This window comes from uncultured Tateyamaria sp. (assembly GCF_947488715.1).
Lineage (GTDB): Bacteria > Pseudomonadota > Alphaproteobacteria > Rhodobacterales > Rhodobacteraceae > Tateyamaria.
In genome coordinates this window covers 103,643-125,315 of sequence record NZ_CANLAG010000008.1, presented here as the reverse complement: position 1 = coordinate 125,315, position 21,673 = coordinate 103,643, and the positions used below count along the sequence as shown (strand labels likewise).

The 21,673-nt window shown below is 57.3% G+C and carries 17 protein-coding genes and 1 tRNA gene; 8 read left to right on the top strand and 10 right to left on the bottom strand.

Features of this window, described 5'->3' with window-relative positions; translation table 11 throughout:
• Positions 1-13: 13 nt before the first annotated feature.
• From Q0936_RS17240 to hsdR, 3 genes are read right to left on the bottom strand one after another with little or no spacing between them, the layout of a single operon-like run.
• Complete coding sequence (locus Q0936_RS17240) at positions 14-1,726, bottom strand: restriction endonuclease subunit S (RefSeq protein WP_299293946.1); 1,713 nt, start codon at positions 1,724-1,726, stop codon at positions 14-16.
• Complete coding sequence (locus Q0936_RS17235) at positions 1,723-3,201, bottom strand: class I SAM-dependent DNA methyltransferase (RefSeq protein WP_299293943.1); 1,479 nt, start codon at positions 3,199-3,201, stop codon at positions 1,723-1,725. The genes Q0936_RS17240 and Q0936_RS17235 overlap by 4 nt, the downstream gene beginning before the upstream one ends.
• Positions 3,202-5,553: an EcoAI/FtnUII family type I restriction enzme subunit R gene (gene hsdR, locus Q0936_RS17230; protein WP_299293940.1), complete on the bottom strand. Its 2,352-nt coding sequence runs from the start codon at positions 5,551-5,553 to the stop codon at positions 3,202-3,204.
• Between the two features lie 667 nt (positions 5,554-6,220).
• Between hsdR and Q0936_RS17225 the strand changes: the two genes are divergently transcribed.
• The 3 genes from Q0936_RS17225 to Q0936_RS17215 all read left to right on the top strand — a co-directional run bounded on the left by Q0936_RS17225 (position 6,221) and on the right by Q0936_RS17215 (position 8,354).
• Complete coding sequence (locus tag Q0936_RS17225; RefSeq protein WP_299293937.1) at positions 6,221-7,198, top strand: N-6 DNA methylase; 978 nt, start codon at positions 6,221-6,223, stop codon at positions 7,196-7,198.
• Positions 7,199-7,333: 135 nt separating this feature from the next.
• Positions 7,334-7,978 (top strand): hypothetical protein, encoded by a 645-nt coding sequence (locus Q0936_RS17220; RefSeq protein ID WP_299378290.1) that lies wholly within the window; start codon positions 7,334-7,336, stop codon positions 7,976-7,978.
• A gap of 22 nt (positions 7,979-8,000) precedes the next feature.
• On the top strand, positions 8,001-8,354 hold the full coding sequence (locus Q0936_RS17215; protein ID WP_299293930.1) for a helix-turn-helix domain-containing protein: 354 nt from the start codon (positions 8,001-8,003) through the stop codon (positions 8,352-8,354).
• Positions 8,355-8,515: 161 nt separating this feature from the next.
• Here Q0936_RS17215 and Q0936_RS17210 read toward each other — a convergent pair whose 3' ends face one another.
• Complete coding sequence (locus Q0936_RS17210; protein WP_299293927.1) at positions 8,516-9,580, bottom strand: hypothetical protein; 1,065 nt, start codon at positions 9,578-9,580, stop codon at positions 8,516-8,518.
• A 193-nt stretch (positions 9,581-9,773) separates the two neighbouring features.
• Positions 9,774-9,850, bottom strand: a tRNA-Arg gene (locus Q0936_RS17205).
• 130 nt (positions 9,851-9,980) lie between these two features.
• Between Q0936_RS17205 and Q0936_RS17200 the strand changes: the two genes are divergently transcribed.
• Genes Q0936_RS17200 through Q0936_RS17180 form a run of 5 tightly spaced genes read left to right on the top strand, consistent with a single transcriptional unit; the run spans position 9,981 to position 14,799 of the window.
• On the top strand, positions 9,981-11,015 hold the full coding sequence (locus Q0936_RS17200; protein WP_299146050.1) for a LacI family DNA-binding transcriptional regulator: 1,035 nt from the start codon (positions 9,981-9,983) through the stop codon (positions 11,013-11,015).
• Positions 11,016-11,019: 4 nt separating this feature from the next.
• Positions 11,020-12,222 carry a crosslink repair DNA glycosylase YcaQ family protein gene (locus tag Q0936_RS17195; RefSeq protein ID WP_299293924.1) on the top strand — a complete coding sequence of 401 codons (1,203 nt, stop codon included), beginning with the start codon at positions 11,020-11,022 and terminating at the stop codon, positions 12,220-12,222.
• Positions 12,223-12,261: 39 nt separating this feature from the next.
• A complete protein-coding gene (locus Q0936_RS17190) occupies positions 12,262-13,008 on the top strand; it encodes a carboxyltransferase domain-containing protein (RefSeq protein WP_299293921.1) in 747 nt (248 codons plus the stop codon).
• The gene (locus tag Q0936_RS17185; RefSeq protein WP_299293918.1) at positions 13,005-14,027 is read left to right on the top strand and encodes an urea amidolyase; all 1,023 of its coding nucleotides are present in this window, start codon (positions 13,005-13,007) and stop codon (positions 14,025-14,027) included. Before Q0936_RS17190 ends, Q0936_RS17185 begins: the two co-directional genes overlap by 4 nt.
• Before the next feature lie 4 nt (positions 14,028-14,031).
• A complete protein-coding gene (locus Q0936_RS17180) occupies positions 14,032-14,799 on the top strand; it encodes a 5-oxoprolinase subunit PxpA (protein WP_299293915.1) in 768 nt (255 codons plus the stop codon).
• 30 nt (positions 14,800-14,829) lie between these two features.
• On the opposite strand, the gene Q0936_RS17175 is transcribed toward Q0936_RS17180, so the two are convergent.
• From Q0936_RS17175 to Q0936_RS17155, 5 genes are all read right to left on the bottom strand, one after another.
• Positions 14,830-16,803, bottom strand: coding sequence for a thiamine pyrophosphate-binding protein (locus Q0936_RS17175; RefSeq protein WP_299293912.1), 1,974 nt, complete (start codon positions 16,801-16,803; stop codon positions 14,830-14,832).
• On the bottom strand, positions 16,800-18,410 hold the full coding sequence (locus tag Q0936_RS17170) for a glutamate synthase-related protein (RefSeq protein ID WP_299293909.1): 1,611 nt from the start codon (positions 18,408-18,410) through the stop codon (positions 16,800-16,802). The genes Q0936_RS17175 and Q0936_RS17170 overlap by 4 nt, the downstream gene beginning before the upstream one ends.
• Positions 18,411-18,494: 84 nt before the next feature.
• The gene (locus Q0936_RS17165) at positions 18,495-19,787 is read right to left on the bottom strand and encodes a nucleotide sugar dehydrogenase (RefSeq protein WP_299293905.1); all 1,293 of its coding nucleotides are present in this window, start codon (positions 19,785-19,787) and stop codon (positions 18,495-18,497) included.
• A 111-nt stretch (positions 19,788-19,898) separates the two neighbouring features.
• Complete coding sequence (locus Q0936_RS17160) at positions 19,899-20,765, bottom strand: sugar phosphate isomerase/epimerase family protein (RefSeq protein WP_299293902.1); 867 nt, start codon at positions 20,763-20,765, stop codon at positions 19,899-19,901.
• Positions 20,762-21,673: an NAD(P)-dependent oxidoreductase gene (locus tag Q0936_RS17155; protein ID WP_299293899.1), complete on the bottom strand. Its 912-nt coding sequence runs from the start codon at positions 21,671-21,673 to the stop codon at positions 20,762-20,764. Before Q0936_RS17155 ends, Q0936_RS17160 begins: the two co-directional genes overlap by 4 nt.

Below are 21,673 nucleotides of genomic sequence, written 5' to 3'. Positions count from 1 at the left end.
GGTTCCGCATTCTTTAATGTACTTGATCGGCTAGACTGTTCGCCAACTGTCGCTGTGTTCTGTGAGCGACTGGCAATTTGGCTAGCAATTGATCGCAGATTGCTAGCAACTGATGCACTCGAATTACAATTCTCCCTTGTTCTGCCTCCGGTGGAACCCAAACTGGAATCGTGTTCATTTTGGCCTGGTTCATCTTTGGTTGGGCTGTGCCTGTGACGTATGGCTCCAGTGAAATAGAATTGATGTAGATCTCCAAATACTGAAGAAAGATCTCAGTTTTTGCGCCTAAAACATGTGCATGATTGTTTACCCAGAATTTACCTCTGGCAATAAATGCAATTGGTGTGGAGCGATTGATCAAATTTGCGCCATCCTCTCCAATTAAGAGAAGGGGTTCGTCGAAAAGATAGTCGTCAATGCTATCAATGACTCCTGACGCGCCATAGTAATCATAACACCCTTGCCGCTTCTGCCGTTCACTCACCGAAAGCGGGACACGCTCCGAGTCTCGGGAAAAGACCAAGTTCCCAAAAAAATCAGCTCCCCAACCTGCTGGAAGATTGGTCAAGTCGCCTAGTGATGCCCTTTTGTCGATGCCCTTTCTAGACCTGCGACGACTCGAGTTTTCAAACTCCTCTTTCGCCGTTCGGGTTGCGCTTATGAAATTGGAGGCAGGTTGATCTTCAGATGATTGTGCGACAAGCTGTCCGGTCGTGGCGAGCTTGAGCACTGTTAGTTTCAGCTTTCTGATGCTCTCTTCAGTCGTGAACAGAGAATCGAAATTGGCTTCTAGGCGGGCCCAGTTCTGGGTGAGGTCCTCGGGAGTTTGGCTGTTTGTGAGAGCCGCAAGGCAGGTTTCCACGAGGGTCTGATGCGCCTTGAGACTGTCTGCGGCTTGCGCCTCCAACGTATCGCAAAGCCCCATCAGCTCATCAACCTTGGCCACGATGCGGTGCTGTTCAGCGGTTGGAGGAAGAGCAATTGGAGTGTCAGCGAAATACCATCGCGGAACGCGCTTTTGACCGGCTGAGCCGGTCATCACGGCCTTCCCGTTCTCTAAAAAGGACGGGGCCTTCAGATGAAGCAGGATAAACCGCGGAACGATTTCTTGGTAATAAGGTCTGGCGACATGAAGTTCAGTTGTGCCGGCTCCAACGCCATTATGCAAATTCGAGAATACCGCGGCTTTGCTGTTCTCGAAACAGGGCGTGATCTTTGCCAAGGCGATATCACCATCAGCAAAGTGCGTGTATGACTTCTTGATCTCGCCCCAGCGCCTTTCGGCATGATGATGTTCGCCGGTATGGCTTGTATGGATATCTGGCATCGGGACAAATGAGGCGAGAGTACTGTCTTCGACATCGTTGCGCGGGCTGATTTCAGCCAATGAGCTGAGGCGTGTCCATGCCCACCCATTTGGCAGCAAGAACCGAAATTCTTCCTCTGCGACTGGCGAGGCCCCCTTTTGATTTTTTACTTTCTTTTGCTTCACAAGGTCTAGGCGGGCTTGCTCGATGGCCTCGAGCAGATCGGTCGAATTACCCTCTTCAGGATCTTGGGGCACCAGTTTGCCTTGCACCGCAAGTTCCAAGACCAGGTCCCGCAACTTCTTGATGCCGTATAGGCTGATCCCTCCACCATTCCCGCGCCCGGCCCCGGACTTCTTCTCGATGGCTGAGGTCCAGATGTCCAAATGATCGGTGATCAGCTGACTTACGTCCGTCATGCGCGCGCCCCGTTCAGTGCGTCGGACAAGATCGTCTTCAGTTGGTCGCGTAGCGCTTGGATTTCATTTTGCGTGGTGGCGAAGTTTTCCAGCAGTTCGTCCGGGTCGTGATTGATCGCATCGCCAACGTGCGGGTTCTTTAGGTCGAAGTTGTAGCCCCGGGCCGCGAGATCTTCGGCGCTGATTTTCCAAGCCTGTTCTGTTTCGATCCGCGACTTAAAACCGTCAGCCTCATCGCCCCACCAGTCGATCTCTGTCTGGAATTCCTCAAACTTCATCGGCTTGGTTTTGTTGTAGCTGCTCACACCCTCTGGATATGGGTGCTCGTAGAACCAGACATCTTTGGTCGGCGTGCCTTTGGTGAAGAACAAGATGTTGGTCTTGATGCCGGTATAGGGAGCAAAGACACCGTTTGGCAGGCGAACGATGGTGTGCAGGTTCGCCTCTTCCAGAAGGGCCTGTTTGAGCCGTGATTTCATCCCCTCGCCAAAGAAGAACCCGTCTGGCAAGACGACGGCAGCCCGCCCATGTGTTTTCAGCAGTCGCAGGATCAACGCCATGAACAAATCGGCCGTTTCGCGCGTACGGTAGTGGGAGGGGAAGTTGTTTTCGATTCCATCTTCTTCCATCCCACCGAACGGTGGGTTGGTGACGATGACGTTCACGCGGTCCTTTTCGCTGTAGTCCTTATACGGGCGTTCCAGGGTGTTCCCGTGAACGATGCTAGAGGGCGTGTCGATCCCGTGTAGGATCATGTTTGTCACGCAGAGCATGTGAGGAAGGGCCTTCTTTTCGACGCCCCTTATTGAACCTTGCAAAACTTCTTCATCGGCTCCGGATTTGACGTAGTTCTCACGCTTGTGATCCACGACGCAGGCCAAGAAGCCACCCGTCCCACATGCGGGATCAAGTACGGTTTCATCAAGTTGAGGGTCTACTCGGTTCACAATAAACCGGGTGACGGCTCTGGGAGTATAGAACTCGCCTGCGTTACCGGCGCTTTGCAGGTCCTTCAAAATCTGTTCGTAGATGCTGCCGAAGGTGTGCCGGTCTGCAGTGTTGTTGAAGTTGATTTCACAGATCTTGTTAACGACCTGACGCATCAATGTACCGGACTTCATATAGTTGTAGGCATCCTCAAACACCCCGCGTATCACCTGGGCTCGCGCGGCTTGCGGCCCATGTGCAGGTAATTTTTCTTTCAGCGTGGGAAACAGCTGAAGGTTAACGAAATCTGACATTGCGTCGCCAGTGATACCCTCCGGGTCCTTTGCCCACGAGCGCCAGCGGATATGTTCGGGAAGAGGTGATTGGAAATCATCCTCCAACAACTCCATCTCGGCTTCGCGATCATCAAAAATCTTGAGGAAAAACATCCAAACCATTTGCCCGATGCGCTGTGCATCGCCATCAACACCCACGTCTTTGCGCATGATGTCTTGAATAGATTTTATGATGCCGGATACGTCACTCATTTATACGTCTGCCTGTTTGTAGATTTCTTGTTCAAGCTCTCTCAGGGCTTGTTCGTACTCGTCTTTACCTCCGAACACATCATTGATGATTTCAACGGGTGTTCCGATTGAATCGAAGGGCTGAAGGCGTAGCACTTTCGCACTTTCGATGGTGGTGATGCCTTCGTCTGCATACTTGTCCAACAACGCCGACAAGACAGCCCGAGCTTGTTCACCATACTTCGTGAAATAGTCCCGCTTCTTCACGTTTGTGGCACGCTCCTTCCGCGTCAGCGGCGGCTGTTCATACGCGATGTGGCACAATAGATCGAAGTCACCAAAATCCTTACCAACCTCAGCTGCAAGGTTCTCGAGAAGCACGCCATGTTCTTCGAGTTCTTCGATGATGGCCTTTTTCTTGTCAGCATCATTCCAAGTCCGGATGAAGTCGTGGAGAGACGCGTATTCCGAAAGTACCTGTTTCCGCGCGAAGTCCTTGTAGGATTCTGTGATCAGGTTTCCATCTGGCCCTAAATACTCAATCCGTTCGGCAATGATATTTGCGTCGACGCCACTGACGCGAATCTTGGTTGTGCCAACTGGGTCGTCGCCGCCAGGACCGTCGTCATCGTCGTCGGGACCATTTGGTGGATCAGGCGGAACAGGATCGTCATCGTCGCCTGGTGTGTAAATAACTACAGGGTCACCATCAAAATCAGGGTCTCGAAATAGATCGGTCGCCCCTTTGAAATCCATAATCGTGAAGAAATACTTGTTGTGCTCCTCATCGATCCGCGTCCCCCGTCCGATAATCTGTTTAAAGGTGGTCATCGAAGTGATGGTTTTGTCCAGCACGATGACCTTGCAGGTCTTGGCGTCCACGCCTGTGGTTAGGAGTTCTGAGGTTGTTGCGATAACTGGGAACTTGCTTTCTGGATCGATGAAATTGTCCAGCTCTGCCTTGCCCTCCACACTGTCTCCAGTGATGCGCATCACATATTTTGGATTGTCGAGAGCTAGCTCACCGGCTGCGTTAACAATTGCTTTTCGCATTCGTTCTGCGTGGTCAATGTCCTCGCAAAATATGATCGTTTTGGAGAACGGATCGGTAGCCCTTAGAAGCTGCATTACGCGATTGGCAACGAGTTTCGTCCGCTGGTTTAGGACGAGAATTCTGTCCATATCCTGCCGATTGTACTCGCGATCATCGATTTCTGCGCCCAGGTCATCGGTCATACCGGGTGGCGGTCTCCAACCTTCGACGTCCCGATCGATGTCAATCTTGACGACCTTGTATGGCGCTAGAAAGCCATCATCGATGCCCTGTTTTAGGCTGTACGTGTAAACTGGCTCTCCGAAGTATTCAGTGCTAGAGACATACTTCGTCTCCTTAGGTGTAGCGGTTAAACCGATCTGGATGGCACCCGAGAAGTATTCGAGGATTTCTCGCCAAGCAGCATCAGCTGCGGCGCTGCCCCGGTGGCACTCATCGATGACTACCAGGTCGAAGAAATCAGGCGTTACACTTTTGAATATTTTGTCACTCTGATCGGGGCCAGTGAGCGCTTGGTAGAGGCCAAGATGTATCTCGTAGGAAGGATCGATCTTGCGGTTTCTGACCTTGGTCATGACGGAACCAAAGGGCTTGAAGTCATTGACCAGAGTTTGGTCGACTAGGACATTTCGGTCCGCCAAAAACAGTATGCGCTTGGCTTCACCCGCCTTCCACAAGCGCCAAATAATCTGGAAGGTCGTGTATGTTTTTCCGGTGCCAGTTGCCATAACGAGCAGCACCCGGCGCTGGTCTTTGACAATCGCTTCAATCGTGCGATTAATTGCCTCCACCTGATAATAACGAGGCTCTTTGCCTGAGGAGTCTTCGTGATAGGGCTCAAGAACAAGGCTTTGGTCTTCGTCTGCAATCCCGCGAAATTCCTTGTATCTGCGCCAGAGCTCGGTGGGCGCGGGAAACTGATCAAGAGGAAACTCTGTCTCTATGTCTTCTCCAGCATTCGGAACCTTATTGTGGCCTGCAAAGGCGTCACCATTCGAACTGAATGCACTCGGTACTTCCAGCAACTCTGCATAACCAAGCGCTTGCTGAATGCCGTGACTCACGCCTACTTTGTTGTCTTTCGCTTCAACCACAGCGACGGGCACCGATGGTTCCCACGACAAAACATAGTCTGCGAATTTTTTCTTCTTCTTGTTTCGAGAAGACATATTTCCGCGCACAACAACAGGGCCCGGTGTAAGAGTCACTTCGCGCCGAATTTGTGTGAAAGGGTCCCACCCGGCATTACGAATTGATGGCGAAATGAAGAGATCGCAGATATCGCTTTCGCTCAATTTCTTCTTTTCGCTTTCATCCATGACAGCGACCCTGCGGAGCTTCAGTTTAGGTGATGCGGACAGAGTAACCTATCGGTTCAAATTCGCTAGTCGAAACTTGGGCTTAGGCATGGACCCGGATCTAGTCCAGATGCCTGTCTGCTAGTGCGCGCGTAACATGCCAACAACATCAACCTTTCTAGAGGTGTAGCTGCGGAAATTGGGCTATGGTTCTAACCACAATCTAAATCGTGAATGTCCGGTCTTGTGGCGTCCACTGGGTAACAGAATTTTTTTCGCAACGGGTCCGAACGAATGCTGCGCCAGTAAATGTCGCGGTTCTCAAGTCCGGTTTGTCCGCGATCCGCAAGTTAGACCAGCGTTGAACCGTGCATTTGCAAAGAATGTCCGGTAAGCGAGCGTGCTCGTGGCATCTTGGAGGCACGTCGAAGGTCTGGAAAGGGCCGCCTACGTCACCACGATCAATGCCTGATTAGAGGATGCTGGGATCAGTCCGAGCGGGTTTGGGAACTAGGGCACGAAGCCTACACCATTCGAACGGGAGTTATTCGAATGCAGCCTCGTATCATTGGTGAATTGACACACTTCGCATCTCTGGCACCATAGACCGAGCAACAAGGTGTTGCGCACCAGTTCTTGAGACTGGTGCGGCCAGTCTCGATCCCAACTCATTCTAGGAGACGAGGCTATGGCCTTTGCCGACCCACGGGAGGCCCGTGAGGTCTTCCTTCGTTCTTTCAAACAAATCGCGCCCGGCAGACATCGCTACGAAGTATGGCGGGACTTTGTATGCATGGCGGCATGTTCGCTGCACAACGGAATACAAAAAGATCAGAGGCGAGAGCACGAATACCTAGAGATCATCGGGCGCTACCAACCCCAAGAACAATTGGTTTTTCCAGAGCTAATGGCTTGCTTGGTTACAATGCTGGACGACGACCCTCGCGACGTGCTGGGGTCGATCTACATGGAGTTGGAAACCGCCAACAAAGACATTGGTCAATTCTTCACTCCGCCGGAGCTTTCTGAAGTTATGGCTCGGCTGACTTTCGGTGAGCACCTCGACGCGCTTAAAGCTCGGCGCTTCATAACTGTGCAAGAGCCTGCATGTGGAGCTGGCGGTATGGTCTTAGCATTGGTCAAAGTCCTGATTGATGCCGGTCACAACCCAGCCGAAAAGCTGTGGGTTCAGTGCATCGATGTAGATCGCTTGGCCGCGTTGATGTGCTATGTGCAGCTCGCACTTTGGAACGTTCCTGCAGAGGTGATTGTCGGCAACACACTTACCCTAGAGATGCGGGAAGTCTGGCACACTCCAGCTCACCTTCTTGGGGGCTGGAGCAGCAAGCTAAGACAACGTGTCGACGCACAGATCAAACTAGCTGAACCGCCGACCAATGAAAGTGCCGATTTTTCTGAGCACATCATCGATTGGCACGGGCAAAATCTAACCATTCGATTTTGCCCAGCTTGGCTTGGAGAAGAGACTGCTCATCTCGAAATACTAACCGAGGATCGAACGCCCCACCCCATTTCTGACACTGGATACAAATCGCACTTTGTACAGCTTCAACAGGTAGAGGAAGCTGGTGGGCCCGTTGCTTACGTTTTGGCATGGTTGCGGGTCGCGGACGATGGAAAGCCCAGGCAACTTTCGCTCTTTTGACCTTATGACGGGCACATTCAAATGTGCCCGTTTTCTGTGAAGACGTGCAATTTAGCTTGCCGCCACACCATATGGCAAAGTGGCCGTGCTACAATTATTGGAATGATAGAACCACACAGTACAGGTGCGCACCGTTTGCAACCGGTGGCCGAAACAAACGACGATCAAAGTGTTTGGCTTACTGTTTCCGAAGCCGTTTTACGTTGTACAGATCGTGGTCTTCCCCGCACTCCAAAGACAGTTCGAAAATGGGCCGCGCGATCATTTTCGTCGCCCGAAAACGCCGACATCTCGGTTCGGCGAGAAGATACAGACAATGGTTTTCGCTGGTCAGTTGAACAAGCGTCATTGGATCGAAAAATAAATGAGGAGTTAGAGTTCGAAGCGCGCAAATCCGGCAAACGGGTGGACACCGGTGCCAAGGCTTCCGCACCAGTTCCTGAGATTGATATGCTGCAAAATCTAGACGAACCACGTGCGAACCAGCCGGAACCAGTTCAAACAGGTACTGACATTTCCGAAGGTAACTCACGTATCGAGGAGGAGCTACGTGCACGGCTTGAGCAGACGCAGCAAGAGGTTGAATTCTTGCGTGATGAACTCAGGCATCGCCGAAAGACGGACGAAGCGTTGGGCAGTGTGATTGAAGCGTTTCGTCTAAACTCTGAGGCAAATCAGTCGCAAGCGTTGAAAGAAGGGGGCGGGCGCGAAAACGGCTCTTGGCAGCATTCGTCCCACCACGACATTGTGCGCAACACTCAGCAGGAGGACGCGCGCTAGTGTATAATTCCGACAAGGAATTATGAAGCAAATCGGCCAGTCGATCCGCGAAAGGAACATCATCATCAAGGGCGGTGACGCGCTGTCTCTGCGCGGCTTTACACAAGTGCCTAACGCAGTCCTCAAGAGCGAGGAAATTTCATCCGGAGCGAAGCTAGTGTACGCATTGTTGTTGTCTTACGCTTGGCACAATGACTTTTGTTTTCCTGGTCAGGAGACTTTGGCAAGAGACATTGGGATCGCGCGTGGAACAGTGAACCGGCATGTGCAAGAGCTTGCAGAAAAGGGGTTCATCAAGATTACACGAAAAGGTCAGGGCCGAGCCAATGTCTACGAGCTGAACCTAAAAGCACGTGTATTGGGCAAAAGGCGATGACATGCAGATGTCACAAATCATGACATCTAGATGTAACAAAATAGGGCCGCTAGTTGTCTCAAATTGTGACACTAAGAACACCCAGGGAAAAATACTAAGATATTAATATCTAATAATTTTTCAAAAATGAGGAGGGTGAATTTTCCTTCCTAACCCGTTGGTCACTTGGCTGGTCTTGGTTTGCGCACGTTGATCGCCGCCGCATCCAAGCTGTTCTTGAGATGAACTGCATAGTGCTTTTCAATCATCTCAACGCTCGTCCGGCAGTTTTTGGCAATCTGATAGATGTCCGCCCCTTCAAGCAAGCGGAACGAGATGTAACTGTGCCTCAAGGAATAGAGCGTACGCCTGTTGCCTTGGCGGTCGAACTTCAAGCCTTGCTCTTCTAGTATCCGGTTGAACTGCTTTTTGTGATCAGCAGGGAAGAGACGGTCGGTCGGCTCCGGCTGATTACGTTCAACCATCCTTTCATAAGGTCGAACAGCACCGGTGGTGCTTTTGCAATATCCTACCCCGCGCTTACCGCGCACTTCGATTTCGAGGATCGTTTCGCCGGTGGCGTCGTCTTCAACGATCTCGACATCCCGGTATTCAAGCCAGTTGGCTTCATCAGGACGAATACCGGTATTGGCCATGAACAAAACTTTGTCGTGCAGCTGCTCGGCAAGGTGGCGATGTTTGCTATTGACCATCGCCCTAATGTTTGCCCGCGTCGCGGTGTACAGTTGCTTGTACTCATCTGGCGAAAACCATGCGCGGTGCGACACTTTCGATGTGCTTCGGTAGGGAGCAGACATGTCTGGCATGTGCGACAACCATCCGTGCCGAACCGCTGCCTTGAGTGTCATTCGAAGCGTGACAATTTCTTTTTGGATCGTAGCAGCTGCGGGCGGCTTGCCACGATAACTCGATTGCATTCTGGCAAGTCGGTACTCTTGGATGGTTGTGGTCGAGATTTCCGCCAATCTCATCCGCCCGAAAAATGGTGAGAGATGTAGCCGCACATGATTTTGATGGTTCTTTAGACACTTGGGATTTCGCTCTCCCAACGTATCTGCTTCAAACTCGACTAAGAATTTTTCGGCAGCAAACGCAAAAGTTCGGTCATTCGGGAGCTCGCCCCGCGCCTGTTTTCCGCGAAGTGTCAGGTACCAGTCTTCGGCAAATTCTTTGGCAAGTCGAAGGCTTTCTTCCTTTGTGGAAGTGCGACGGTTCTTGCTGTTCATGTATGACGAGCATTGCCAAAAAGGGCTGTTTTCCCGCCTGTAAACGTGGACTTTCCCGCCCAGAATCGTGTGTTTTTCTGTTCCCACAGATCAAACGCCCAAAACTGTGAAAGTGTGTAAGTTATGTGAAAGGGTATCCGCCGCAATTTCGCCAGTCAAGAGGAGCTTCTAGCATTTGATTTCATGAGGTTTTTGGCGACCCCGGCAGGATTCGAACCTGCAACCTGCCCCTTAGGAGGGGGCTGCTCTATCCAGTTGAGCCACGGGGCCGCGCGAAAACTGATCTACCGCTCCTGCACGCAATTGTCACCTTTTTCGGCAAGGCGTCTTGTGCGGTCGCGCTTGAACTCCGGGCGAAATTGGCGGTAACTCAGTGCATAGGTAATTTCGAGGACAGCCATTGACTGATCGCGCCCAACGCCCGCTGACACTGCGCGATGTATCCGCCGCATCCGGCGTATCAGAAATGACCGTCAGCCGTGTGCTACGCAACCGGGGCGATGTGTCTGAAACGACCCGGCAAAAGGTGCTCAAGGCCGCGCAAGAGCTGGGCTATGTGCCCAACCAGATTGCCGGTTCACTGGCATCACAGCACGTCAATCTGGTGGCTGTTATCGTGCCATCACTGAGCAACATGGTGTTTCCAGAAGTGCTGACCGGCATCAATCAGGTGTTAGAGGACACGCCGCTGCAACCGGTGTTTGGTGTCACAGACTATATGCGCGACAAGGAAGAGCGCGTGCTTTACGAAATGCTGTCCTGGCGCCCCTCCGGTGTCATCATCGCAGGGCTCGAGCATTCGGATGCCGCGCAAGCAATGCTCAAGAACGCGGGCATCCCTGTGGTTGAGATCATGGACACAGACGGTAACCCCGTCGACAACATGGTTGGTATCTCGCACCGTCAGGCCGGATTGGACATGGCAAAGGCCATTCTCAAACAAGGGTATTCCCGCATCGGGTTTATGGGGACCTCCATGCCGCGCGATCACCGGGCGCGCAAACGGTTCGAAGGTCTGACCGAAGGTTTGGCCAAAGCAGGTGTCGAGATCGAAGCCCGGGATTTCTATGACGGCGGATCGGCGCTGGCCAAGGGTCGCGAGATGACCAAAACGATGCTGGACAGCAACCCCGATCTGGATTTCCTGTACTACTCGAACGACATGATTGGCGCGGGTGGCTTGTTGTACCTGCTGGACGAAGGCATTGATGTCCCTGGGCAAATCGGGCTTGCCGGGTTCAACGGTGTTGAATTGCTGCAAGGGCTGCCACGCCAACTCGCCACAACAGATGCCTGCCGTCTCGAGATCGGGCGCGCTGCCGCAGAGATCATCAGGGACAAGTCAGGGCCCGATGCGGATGCAACGCCCAGCCACATCACGCTGACGCCCAAAATCTCGTTTGGTGACACGCTGCGCCGCGCATTGCGCACCTAGGCCGATGTTCATCCTGTCGAACCAAGCCGCGCGGCGCGTGTTTCTGGATCGGCACGCCTTGTCGGAAACGCCACAGGGACCCGCAAACGGTGGCGCACTGCTGGACCTGATTGAGCGGTTGGGTTTTGTCCAACTGGACAGCATCAACACAGTGGCGCGCGCGCATGACATGATCCTGTTCTCGCGCAGGCCGCGTTACCGACCCAAGGCGCTCAAACGGCTCTATGAACATGACCGGGGCCTGTTCGAACACTGGACCCATGATGCCGCGATAGTTCCGCTCAAATTCTACCCCTATTGGCATTTGCGCCGCGAACGGGATGCCGCACGTCTGCGCGAGAAATGGTCAGAATGGCGGCGGGAAGGGTTCGAGGCCAAATTCCAACCCGTTCTGGACCAAATTCGCGATCATGGCCCCTGTTGTTCCGGCGATGTGGGCGAAGGCGAAAAGCGCGGCTCGGGCGGATGGTGGGACTGGCATCCCTCGAAAACCGCACTGGAGTATCTGTGGCGCAGCGGCGCGTTGCAGGTGGTCCGCCGCGAAGGGTTTCAGAAATACTATGACCTGACAGAGCGGGTGCTGGACCGCACGACCCAAGGCAATGCACCCGACACCGAAGAAAGCATCGACTGGTGCTGCCGCGAGGCGCTTGACCGTTTGGGTTCTGCCACCCACGGAGAGCTTGCCGCATTCTGGGACCATATTTCACCAGCAGAGGCGAAGGCGTGGTGCACTGCGGCCCTTGATCAAGGGCGTATCATTCAGGTGGGCATCACTGGGGTGGATGGGTCAGTGCGCCCTGCCTTTGCGTGGCCGAACTTGCCGGATGATCCCGCGCTGCACATTGCACCAACCAGCCGTCTGCGTGTTCTCAGCCCCTTTGATCCTGCACTGCGCGACCGGAAACGGGCGGAACGGCTCTTTGGGTTCGCATACCGTATCGAGATTTTTGTCCCCGAGCCGAAACGCACCTATGGGTACTATGTCTTTCCACTGATGGAAGGCGACCGACTGGTTGGACGGATCGACATGAAAGCGTTCCGCAACGAAGACACTCTGCGGGTCCGCGCGCTCTGGCCGGAACACAAAGTGCGATGGGGCAAAAGACGGCAAGCCGCGTTGGAAGTCGAGTTGGAGCGGGTGAAGCGATTGGCCGGGGTCACGCAAACAGCCTTTGACGACAATTGGTTGCGCACACCGGTTTAGTCCGATTGCACCCGGCAAAAGAAACGCTAGGCTGCGCGCATGACTAACCCAACCTACACCCCCAAGATCCAGTCCGTTGGGCTGAATGGCGTGCTTGTCACCTTTGGTGAACGGGCAACGGACGCGGCCAATCGTGCCGCCATCGCATTCCGCGGCGCTGTTGATGATCAGGGTTGGACCGAGGTGACGGAAAGCAGCAGCACGTTGGTATCCGCGTTCTTTCGCGTCGATCTGGCAGAGCATCGGTTTGACGGCATACGTGATCAACTGGCGGACATGTTGGCCGGTCAGGACTGGAGCAATGCGCCCTTGCCCGCCGGTCGCTCGCTGTGGACCATTCCCGCCGCCTTTGGTGGCAGCCGCGCGCCGCAACTGGCCGAAGCCGCAGAGGCCGCCGGACTGGACGAAGCGCAGGCGCTGGCCGATTTGACAGCGGCGCGACTGCGGGTTCTGACGCTTGGTTTTGCGCCGGGTCAACCGTACCTTGGAACATTGGGCGAGGCGTGGAACATTCCGCGCCAAGTCGGGCTAACCCCCAACGTACCGGCTGGTGCGCTCGTTGCCGCTGTGCGCCAGGTTTGCCTCTTTGCCAAAGATACGCCAACCGGGTGGCGCCATGTTGGCCAGACCGCATTCGCCTGTTTCCGGCCTAACGGCGCGACCCCTTTTCCGCTCTCCCCCGGTGACGAAATCCAGTTCACCGATGTGTCCGAAGCTGAACTGGCCCGGATCGAGGCGCACAATAGCGACGGTGCGGGCGGTGCTGTGCAAGAGGTGCTGGCATGAGGGCGCTGATCGTACATCACGCGGGTCCGGGCGTCGCGGTACAGGATCTTGGTCGTCCCGGTTACCTCGCTATGGGCCTGACCCAAGGAGGGGCCGCCGATCTGCGCGCCGTTCACGAGGGGGCGGCCCTGTTGCGCCAGAGCGTCGAGTGTGCCGTTCTGGAAATGGTCGGGACCGGCGGCACGTTCGAAGCCACCGAGGACATCCGCATCGCCCTGACCGGGGCTGTGATGACCGCGCAAATTGACGGCGAGACGGCAGCCTGGAACGCAAGCCACTTGGTGCCAAAAGGTGCGAAACTGGTGATCGGGCCAACGCGGTCGGGGACCTATGGATACCTGCATGTCGGCGGCGGGTTCGCGACGGATGCCGCGCTGGGGTCACGTGCAACGCATCAATCGGTCGGCCTGGGCGCTCTTGTCAGCACAGGTAACACGCTCGCCATTGGCGCAGACAAGGGCCGGGACACCGGCATGACTTTGACGCCCGATGCACGGTTCACCGGCGGGACGGTGCGCATTGTACCCAGCATGCAAACCGAGGACTTTGACCCCGCCATCCGCGCGCGGTTCGAAGACACTACGTTCCGCAGAGACCCGCGCGCCAATCGCCAGGGCGTGCGCATGGACAGCGACGGCGAAGGGTTCTCTAACCCCAAGGCGCTCAGCATCGTCAGCGAAGTGATTGTGCCGGGCGACATTCAGGTCACTGGCGACGGCACCCCGTTTGTCTTGATGGCCGAAAGCCAGACCACCGGGGGTTATCCACGCATCGGAACGGTATTGCCCTGTGATTTGCCCCGCATCGCGCAGGCACCCGCGGGTGCTGAAATTCGATTTACCTTCCTGACGCTTGAGGAAGGGGCCGCACAACAGGCCCGCGCCACCGCCGAGGAACGCAAGCTGTCGCAACAGGTTGCACCTTTGGTCCGGGATCCTGCCACGATGCAGGATTTGCTGTCCTATCAATTGATTGGCGGTGTTGTATCCGCCGCTGACGCGCCACTTGACGAAGGATGAACATATGCAGGTCGATCTGAACGCGGATATGGGCGAAAGCTTTGGCCCCTGGAAGATGGGGGATGACGCGGCGTTGCTCAAAACGGTGACGTCCGCGAATATTGCTTGTGGTGCGCATGCCGGGGACCCCGACGTGATGGCGAGCACCATGTCGATGGCAATCGAAAACGGTGTCGGCGTCGGGTCGCATCCCGGTTTTGCGGACATCCAGGGCTTTGGCCGTCGCCGGATCGACATGCCGATTGCGTCACTGCAAAACTCGATCCGATGCCAGGTTGGCGCCACACTGGGGATGGCCCGTGCGCTGGGTGCCGAGGTCCGGCATATCAAGCTGCACGGTGCTCTTGGCAACATGACCTCGGAAAACGAAGAGATGGCGCGCGCCTGCTACGAAGCCGCGCTATCTGCACATCCCGGCGCGATCCTGATGGTGTTGGCCGCCACGGCACAGGAACGTGCGGCACGCAGCCTTGGCGCGGCATTTGCCTGCGAGATTTTTGCCGACCGGGCCTATAACTCTGATGCAACCCTTGTGGATCGTCGGTTGCCGGGCGCGGTCATCCACGACGCGGAACTTGCAGGCAAACGGATGGTCGAAATGGTCAAGGCACAGGCGATCATCACCGAAGACGGCACCCGGATCGACACGCCCATCGACAGCATCTGCTGTCACGGCGACACCCCTGAGGCCGTGGACATCGCCGCAAGCGTCCGCCGCACGCTCGAGGCCGAAGGGATCGCGGTGCGCACCTTTGACGGGCGCACCGGTTGAGATCACAGAGGTGCGCAGTGAATGCGCACCCTACACCAGCTCTGCATCTGTCATGATTTCGACAAGCGCCGGGCCATCGACGTCCAACGCTTTTTGCAACGCGGCTTGGATCGCATCCGACGACACGACCTTTTCCCCATGCGCGCCGCAAATCTTGGCAAAGGCGGCAAAGGACGGGTTGTGCAGGGACGTTTCCCACACCGGCCATTCGCCGGATTTCTGCTCTTTGGTGATCTTGCCCAGCTCGCCGTTGTGCAAGAGGACATGGGTGATATCCATGCCGTATTTGACAGCCGTGGTCAGTTCCATCGCGTATTGACCAAAGCCACCGTCACCCGAGATCGAGATGATCTTGCGGCCCTTGAGCCAGTCGAAATCCTGTGTCGCCGCCCACGCACCCATGGCCGCAGGCAGGCCGAAACCAATGGATCCGAGATATCCTGACATCAGCACGCGCTGGCCCTTGGTTTCGAAATAGCGGCCAAAGGAGTAGGTGTTATTGCCCACGTCCACAGCGATGATCGCATCCGCCGGAGCCACGCGGCTGAGCGCGTCAAAGATGGCAAAGGCGTGGATGCCCTTGGCCGTTTCCTCCTCCATGCGGGAGCGTTTCTCGCGCCGCCAGATGTCCCAGCGGCCCGCCAGTTCGGCGATTTGGTCTGGCGCATCGGCGGGTCGGGACAACCCGCCCTTGATCGCATCGCAGAACGCGCCGATCTCGGCCCAGATGGGCAGGTCGACGGGGTGGAACTTGCCCAGTTGCATCCGTTCAAAATCCACCTGGATGATCGGCTTGGATGGCTCGATCCCTGTGTGGTTTGAGAACGACGTGCCAAGGGTCAGGATCAGGTCCGCCTCGTTCATGAACCACGACGCAATCGGCGTACCGGAACGGCCCAGCACACCGGCGGCGTTGGGGTGATCATCCGCGATCAGCCCCTTGCCCTTGAACGTGGTCAGCACGGGCGCGCCCAGATCCACGGCCAGTTTCTCGATGGCCTCCATATGATCCCAAGCGCCGTGGCCGATCACCAGAATAGGCCGCTTGGCCCCGTTCAGCATCTTGAGCGCATCGGCAACATCATCGTCCGACGGCTTGACCACCGCGCGGCCCATACGCCCATCCGGCGCCGATGCGGGCGCGTCCGACGCGTTGGTCTGCATGTCATCAGGAAAGATCAGGTGCGACACGTCTCGCTCGACCAGCGCGTTCTTCATCGCCAGCGACACCAGTTCAGAATGTTTCGACGTGCTCAGCACCGTCTGGCTGAATCGGCTGACCGCATCAAAGGCCGACGCCAGATCGATGTCCTGGAACGCACCGGGGCCAAAGACCTGCGTTTGTACCTGCCCGGTCAGCGCCAGCACCGGCGCGCGGTCCACCTTGGCATCCCAGAGTCCGGTGAGCAGGTTGGTCGCCCCCGGCCCCGCAATGGTCAGACAGCCCGCGGGATGCCCCGTCAGCTTGCCATAGGCCGATGCGGCAAAGGCGGCGGCCCCTTCGTGCCGGATGCCCACATACTTCATCTCGCCCGCCTCGACCCGCATACGGATCGCATCCGCCAGGCCGAGGTTCGAGTGGCCGACCATGCCGAACACGTGCTTGATGCCCCAGTTCACCATGCTCTCGGCCATCTGGTCGGACACGGTGCGCTCATGCGGCGGCTCGGGCTCAAGGCCCACAAAAATCTCGTCGCCCTCGATCTTGAGCGGATAGATCTTCTGACCCGTATCCTCATGCCCGCCCGGAGGCGCCCCTGTCAGCGGATCAAAATCCCAGCCGTGCCACGGGCAACGGATCCAGCATTTGCCTTCTTCGCCAACTTCGATCGACCCCTCGCCCAAGGGTCCACGCTGGTGCGGGCAGTGGTTGTCCATCGCAGCCCATTGCCCGTCGAAATGCGACAGACAGATGGACACAGTACGCGCCGTCACGGTTTTCACGCGGCCTTCGGGCAGGTCGCCGGTTTGACCCACGCGGATCCAGTCGAGTTGATCGGTCATGCTACACCTCCAAACGGGACACCCGAGATTTCGGACATGTCCTTTTTCCACGTGGTCAGGTCATCGATATTGAATTTCGACAGGTGATCGTGGCCACAGGCCCGCGCCATCACCTGCATCAGCTCGGTCGACGCCTCAAAGAAGTTGGCCAGTTGCCGCGCAGATTTCTCGACCACCAGCCGATTGACCAGATGCGGTTTCTGGCTGGCGATGCCCACGGGGCAATTGTTGGTATGACACGCCCGCATCGCGATGCAGCCAATGGCCTGCATGGCCGAGTTCGACAATGCCACCGCATCCGCACCCAGCGCCAGCGCCTTGATGAAATCCGCCGGTTTGCGCAACCCGCCGGTGATCACCAGCGACACGTCGTGCCGCTCCAACCGGTCCAGATGCGCGCGGGCGCGGGCCAGCGCGGGGATCGTCGGCACCGAGATATTGTCGCGGAAGATGATCGGGGCCGCGCCGGTTCCCCCGCCACGTCCGTCCAGAATGATGTAGTCGACGCCGACCTCAAGGGCCGCGTCGATGTCTTTCTCAATATGCTGGGCCGACAGCTTGTACCCGACAGGAATACCCCCTGTCCGATCCCGCACCTCGTCCGCGAAATCCTTGATCTGTGCGGTGTCCGTCCAGTCCGGGAACCGCGACGGTGAAATCGCATCTTCGCCCTCGTCCAGCCCTCGGACGTCGGCAATCTTGCCATGCACCTTGTTGCCGGGCAGGTGCCCGCCCGTGCCCGTCTTGGCCCCTTGTCCGCCTTTGAAATGGAACGCCTGGCACTTCTGTACCTTGTCCCAAGAAAACCCGAACCGCGCCGACGCCAGTTCGTAGAAGTAGCGCGAGTTCGCCTCCTGCTCTTCGGGCAGCATCCCGCCCTCGCCCGAACAGATGCCCGTCCCGGCCAGTTCGGCGCCCCGCGCCAGCGCGATCTTGGCCGGCTCCGACAGCGCGCCATAGGACATGTCGGACACGAACAACGGGATATCCAGCTTTAGCGGTTTCTGCGCGTTGGGGCCAATCACCACTTCTGTCCCGACCGGATCGTCGTCCAAGAGCGGCGGCTTGTGCAGCTGCGCGGTCAGCAGCTGAATGTCATCCCAATCGGGCAGTTGCACGCGCGGCACGCCCATCGCATCGACCGCACCGTGGTGGCCCGTCTTGGACAACCCGTCGCGGGCGTATTGCCGGATCAACCCGGCATAGGGTTCCTCCTCGGTGCCATGCGCCGTGTCGGCATAAAGACCCAGGTAATCATCGCGGTTGAACGGTTGAGGGTTGGCGTGGCCCCACGCATTGATTTCGTCCGCATCGACACAGATGTCACCGCCATCCAACCAGCTTTTGAACTTGGGCAGCGCCTCGTCATTGGCGTATTCGCTGACCCCGCTGTCGAGGCGGTAGTCCCAGTCATGCACCCCACAGATCAGGTTATCGCCGCGCACAAACCCGTCCGACATCAGCGCCCCGCGGTGCAGACACCGTCCGTAGAACACCGATATGTCGTCATCAAACCGGACAACCACCAGATCGACTTCGCCAACAATGGCATAGGCCGGGCTTCGGTCCGGAAGGGCAGAAAGTTGGGCAACGACGTGTGGTGTCATGAAGGCGTCCTGAATTGATGTGTCCGCCGAAACTGACACATGCGGCATCAGAAATCACATCACAATTTCAGCCCTTTGACCCTGTCACAGACGCAAATCACTTTGGTCCTGATCAAAAACGGCCTTCATGTCGAAAAAGACACCGTTCTCTGTCAATTGCGCCCGCAAACCATCTGCCCCAAGCGCGACCAGATTGTCATGCGACACCGCGAGGATAACGGCATCATATGCCCCCTGCGCCACGGGCATGTCCGGCAACAGGTCAATGCCATGCACCGCGCGCACTTCGTCCGCATCCGCCCACGGATCGTGCAGGTCCACGGTCAGGCCATAGCTGTCCAGTTCGCCCAGCATGTCGACGACCTTGGTGTTGCGAATGTCGGCGCAATTCTGTTTGAACGTGATCCCCAGCAACAGAATCCGCCCTCCATGCACGCGCGCCTCACGTCGGATCATCGCCTTGATCAACAGCGACACCGCGTGCCGCGCCATCCCGTCGTTGATCTCGCGCGCCATGCGTATGATGTCGGGGATATGCCCCGCACTGATCGACTTGTGCACGAGGTAATACGGGTCAACGCCGATGCAGTGCCCGCCGACCAATCCCGGCGAAAGGCGGTTGAAATTCCACTTGGTCGCCGCCGCGTCGAGCACCGCGGCAGTATCCAGCCCCAGATGCGAAAAGATGATCGACAACTCGTTGATCAGCGCAATGGACACGTCCCGTTGCGTGTTCTCGATCACCTTCGACGCCTCGGCCACGCGGATGGATGGGGCCAGATGCGTGCCCGCCGTGATGATCGTGCGATATAGCGCGTCAATGACCGCGCCTGCCTCCGGGGTCGATCCCGACGTGACTTTGCAGATCTTGGTCAGTGGCCGTTCCTTATCGCCCGGATTGATCCGCTCCGGGCTGTAGCCCGCGTAAAAATCGGTGTTCAGCACCAGACCCGATCCCGCCTCGACCAGCGGCAAACAATCGTCTTCGGTAGCACCCGGATAAACGGTGCTCTCGTAGATGACGATGTCACCCCGCTTGATCACCTGCCCAATCGCCCGCGATGCGGACAGCAACGGCCCAAGGTTCGGCTGGCGCTGGTTGTCGATCGGCGTGGGCACGGCGACGATGTAGACATTGCAGTCCGCGATATCGTCCAGCGCACTGGTGAATGTCAGATGGGCCGCGCCGCTCAGGTCGTCGACCTCTCCGGTGCTGTCATTCCCCCCGGCCAACTCGGCCACACGCGCAGCGTTCAGATCATAGCCCACGGTGTGTCTTTGGTGACCAAAGGCCACAGCCAGCGGCAGCCCGACATAGCCCAGCCCGATCACGGCCACGCGCATATCATCCAGGGCAGGAAGGGGGGCAGCAGTCATCGCGGGCACCTGTTTATTGCGTTAGTCCTGCCTAACCGCGCGGGCAGGCAGGCGCAATATGAGGGCACCCCGCGCATATTGAAGGGGGCAAGGCGCACAACAGCGTGAGGCTCAATCGCCAAAAATTGCCTTGAACCGATCCACACAGGCCCGAAACCCCGCCTCAAAGTCGCCATTGCCGGGGTGATAGACGCTCTCGAAACTGATCACACCATCGTAGCCATCCGCACGCAGCGCATCGGCCATGGGCGCAAACAGCGGCCCCAATTGGCCCTGCCCCAACTCGCGCACCTCAAGCATGGCGCGGGGTGTGTCCACCTGCACATCCTTGACATGGACGTGCCCCAGATAACCGCCGCGCACCTCTTCGTACCCGTCGGGATAGGCCAGCTCGTGACACCAGCAATTGTTGGCCGGATCCCACAGCACCTTCAGCGCGTCGCGGGCGTCCAGCTCATCAATCAAACGCCGCGCGGTGTAGTTCGAGTTGACCATCGTGCCATTGCCCGTCTCGACCACCAGCGTGATACCCTCGGCGCGGGCCAGCTCGACCGCGGGGGCGATCATCGGCGCCATCGTGTCCCACGCGCCATGCGCCACGTTCCACTTTTCCGCGCCATGCGACCCCCACAGGATCTGTTCCTTTTTCTGGGTCATGATCCGCACCAGCGGACTGCCCACCACATGCGCCATGTCGATCACCCGTTTCAGCGCATCCATGTGCTGTGTGTGCAGCGCGTCGCCCGCGCGATTGGCGCTGGTGGTCCCGGCAAAGATATGGCGGCTGAGGCAGGACACCGGCTTGCCCCGATCACGCAACAGCGCGTCGATCTCGCGGATCTCGCCTGCGCTGTGATCGCCTACCTCGGTATCGCCGACGAATTGCAGCTCTGCATAGTCCAGACCAAACTCATCCATCACATCGACGGCATGGGTCAGATCGCGGCTGATCCCGTCGGTAATGACCCCCAGCTTCATCGCGTCACCTTGGCCGCGTCGCGGTGCAGCTCCGCGCCCACGATCTCTTCGATCACCTGCGTACAGGTCCAATTGTCACCGTCGGGATAGCGCGTGCGCCCGGCATGAAACACCTGCATCGCCGACGCCGCCGTATGGAGCGGCACGCCCAACTCCTCGCCCAAAGCCATCGAGATCGTCAGATCCTTGTGCATCGTGTTTATGTGGCTGCCCGTGCCCTCAAACTGCCGATCGATGATCTTTTCCAACGCGTTGTTCACGACCCCGCACCCCGCGGACGAGGTGGAGAAGACATCGAGGATCACCTGCCCCGGCACGCCCGCCTTGGCCGCCAATGCCGCCGCTTCAAACGTCGCCGAAAACTGCGCGCCGATCAGCGATTGCAGGCACGCCTTGACGGTCTGACCATCGCCCGCATCCGTGCCCACGCGGTGGATATTGGCGGACACCGCCTCCATCACAGGGCGAGCGATGTCCATCGCCACATTTGTACCCGCCGCCATCATGGTAAGCGTTCCCGCCTGCGCGCCCGGAAATCCGCCCGATACCGGGCTGTCGATCAGGTGCAGGTCTCGGCCCCCAAGGCCATGGGCAATCGCCCGCGCCTCGGCCGGTTTCACCGTCGCGGTCAGCAGGATGACGCCGCCCGGCGCCATCGTCTCGGCCAGCCCGTCGGGGCCAAGGATCACCTCATGTGCCTCCGCGCCCTTCATCACCATCACGAAAACGGCCTGCGCATTGCGGCCCACCTCCGCCGTAGACGTAGCCGTATGGCCGCCCATCTCTTCGAACGCGCGCTGCCGGTGGTCCAGCAAGTCACGGCCCCATGTCTCAAATCCATTTGCGATCAGGTTCTTGGCAAGCCCGCTGCCCATGTCACCCAATCCGATCACACCAACTGACGGCAT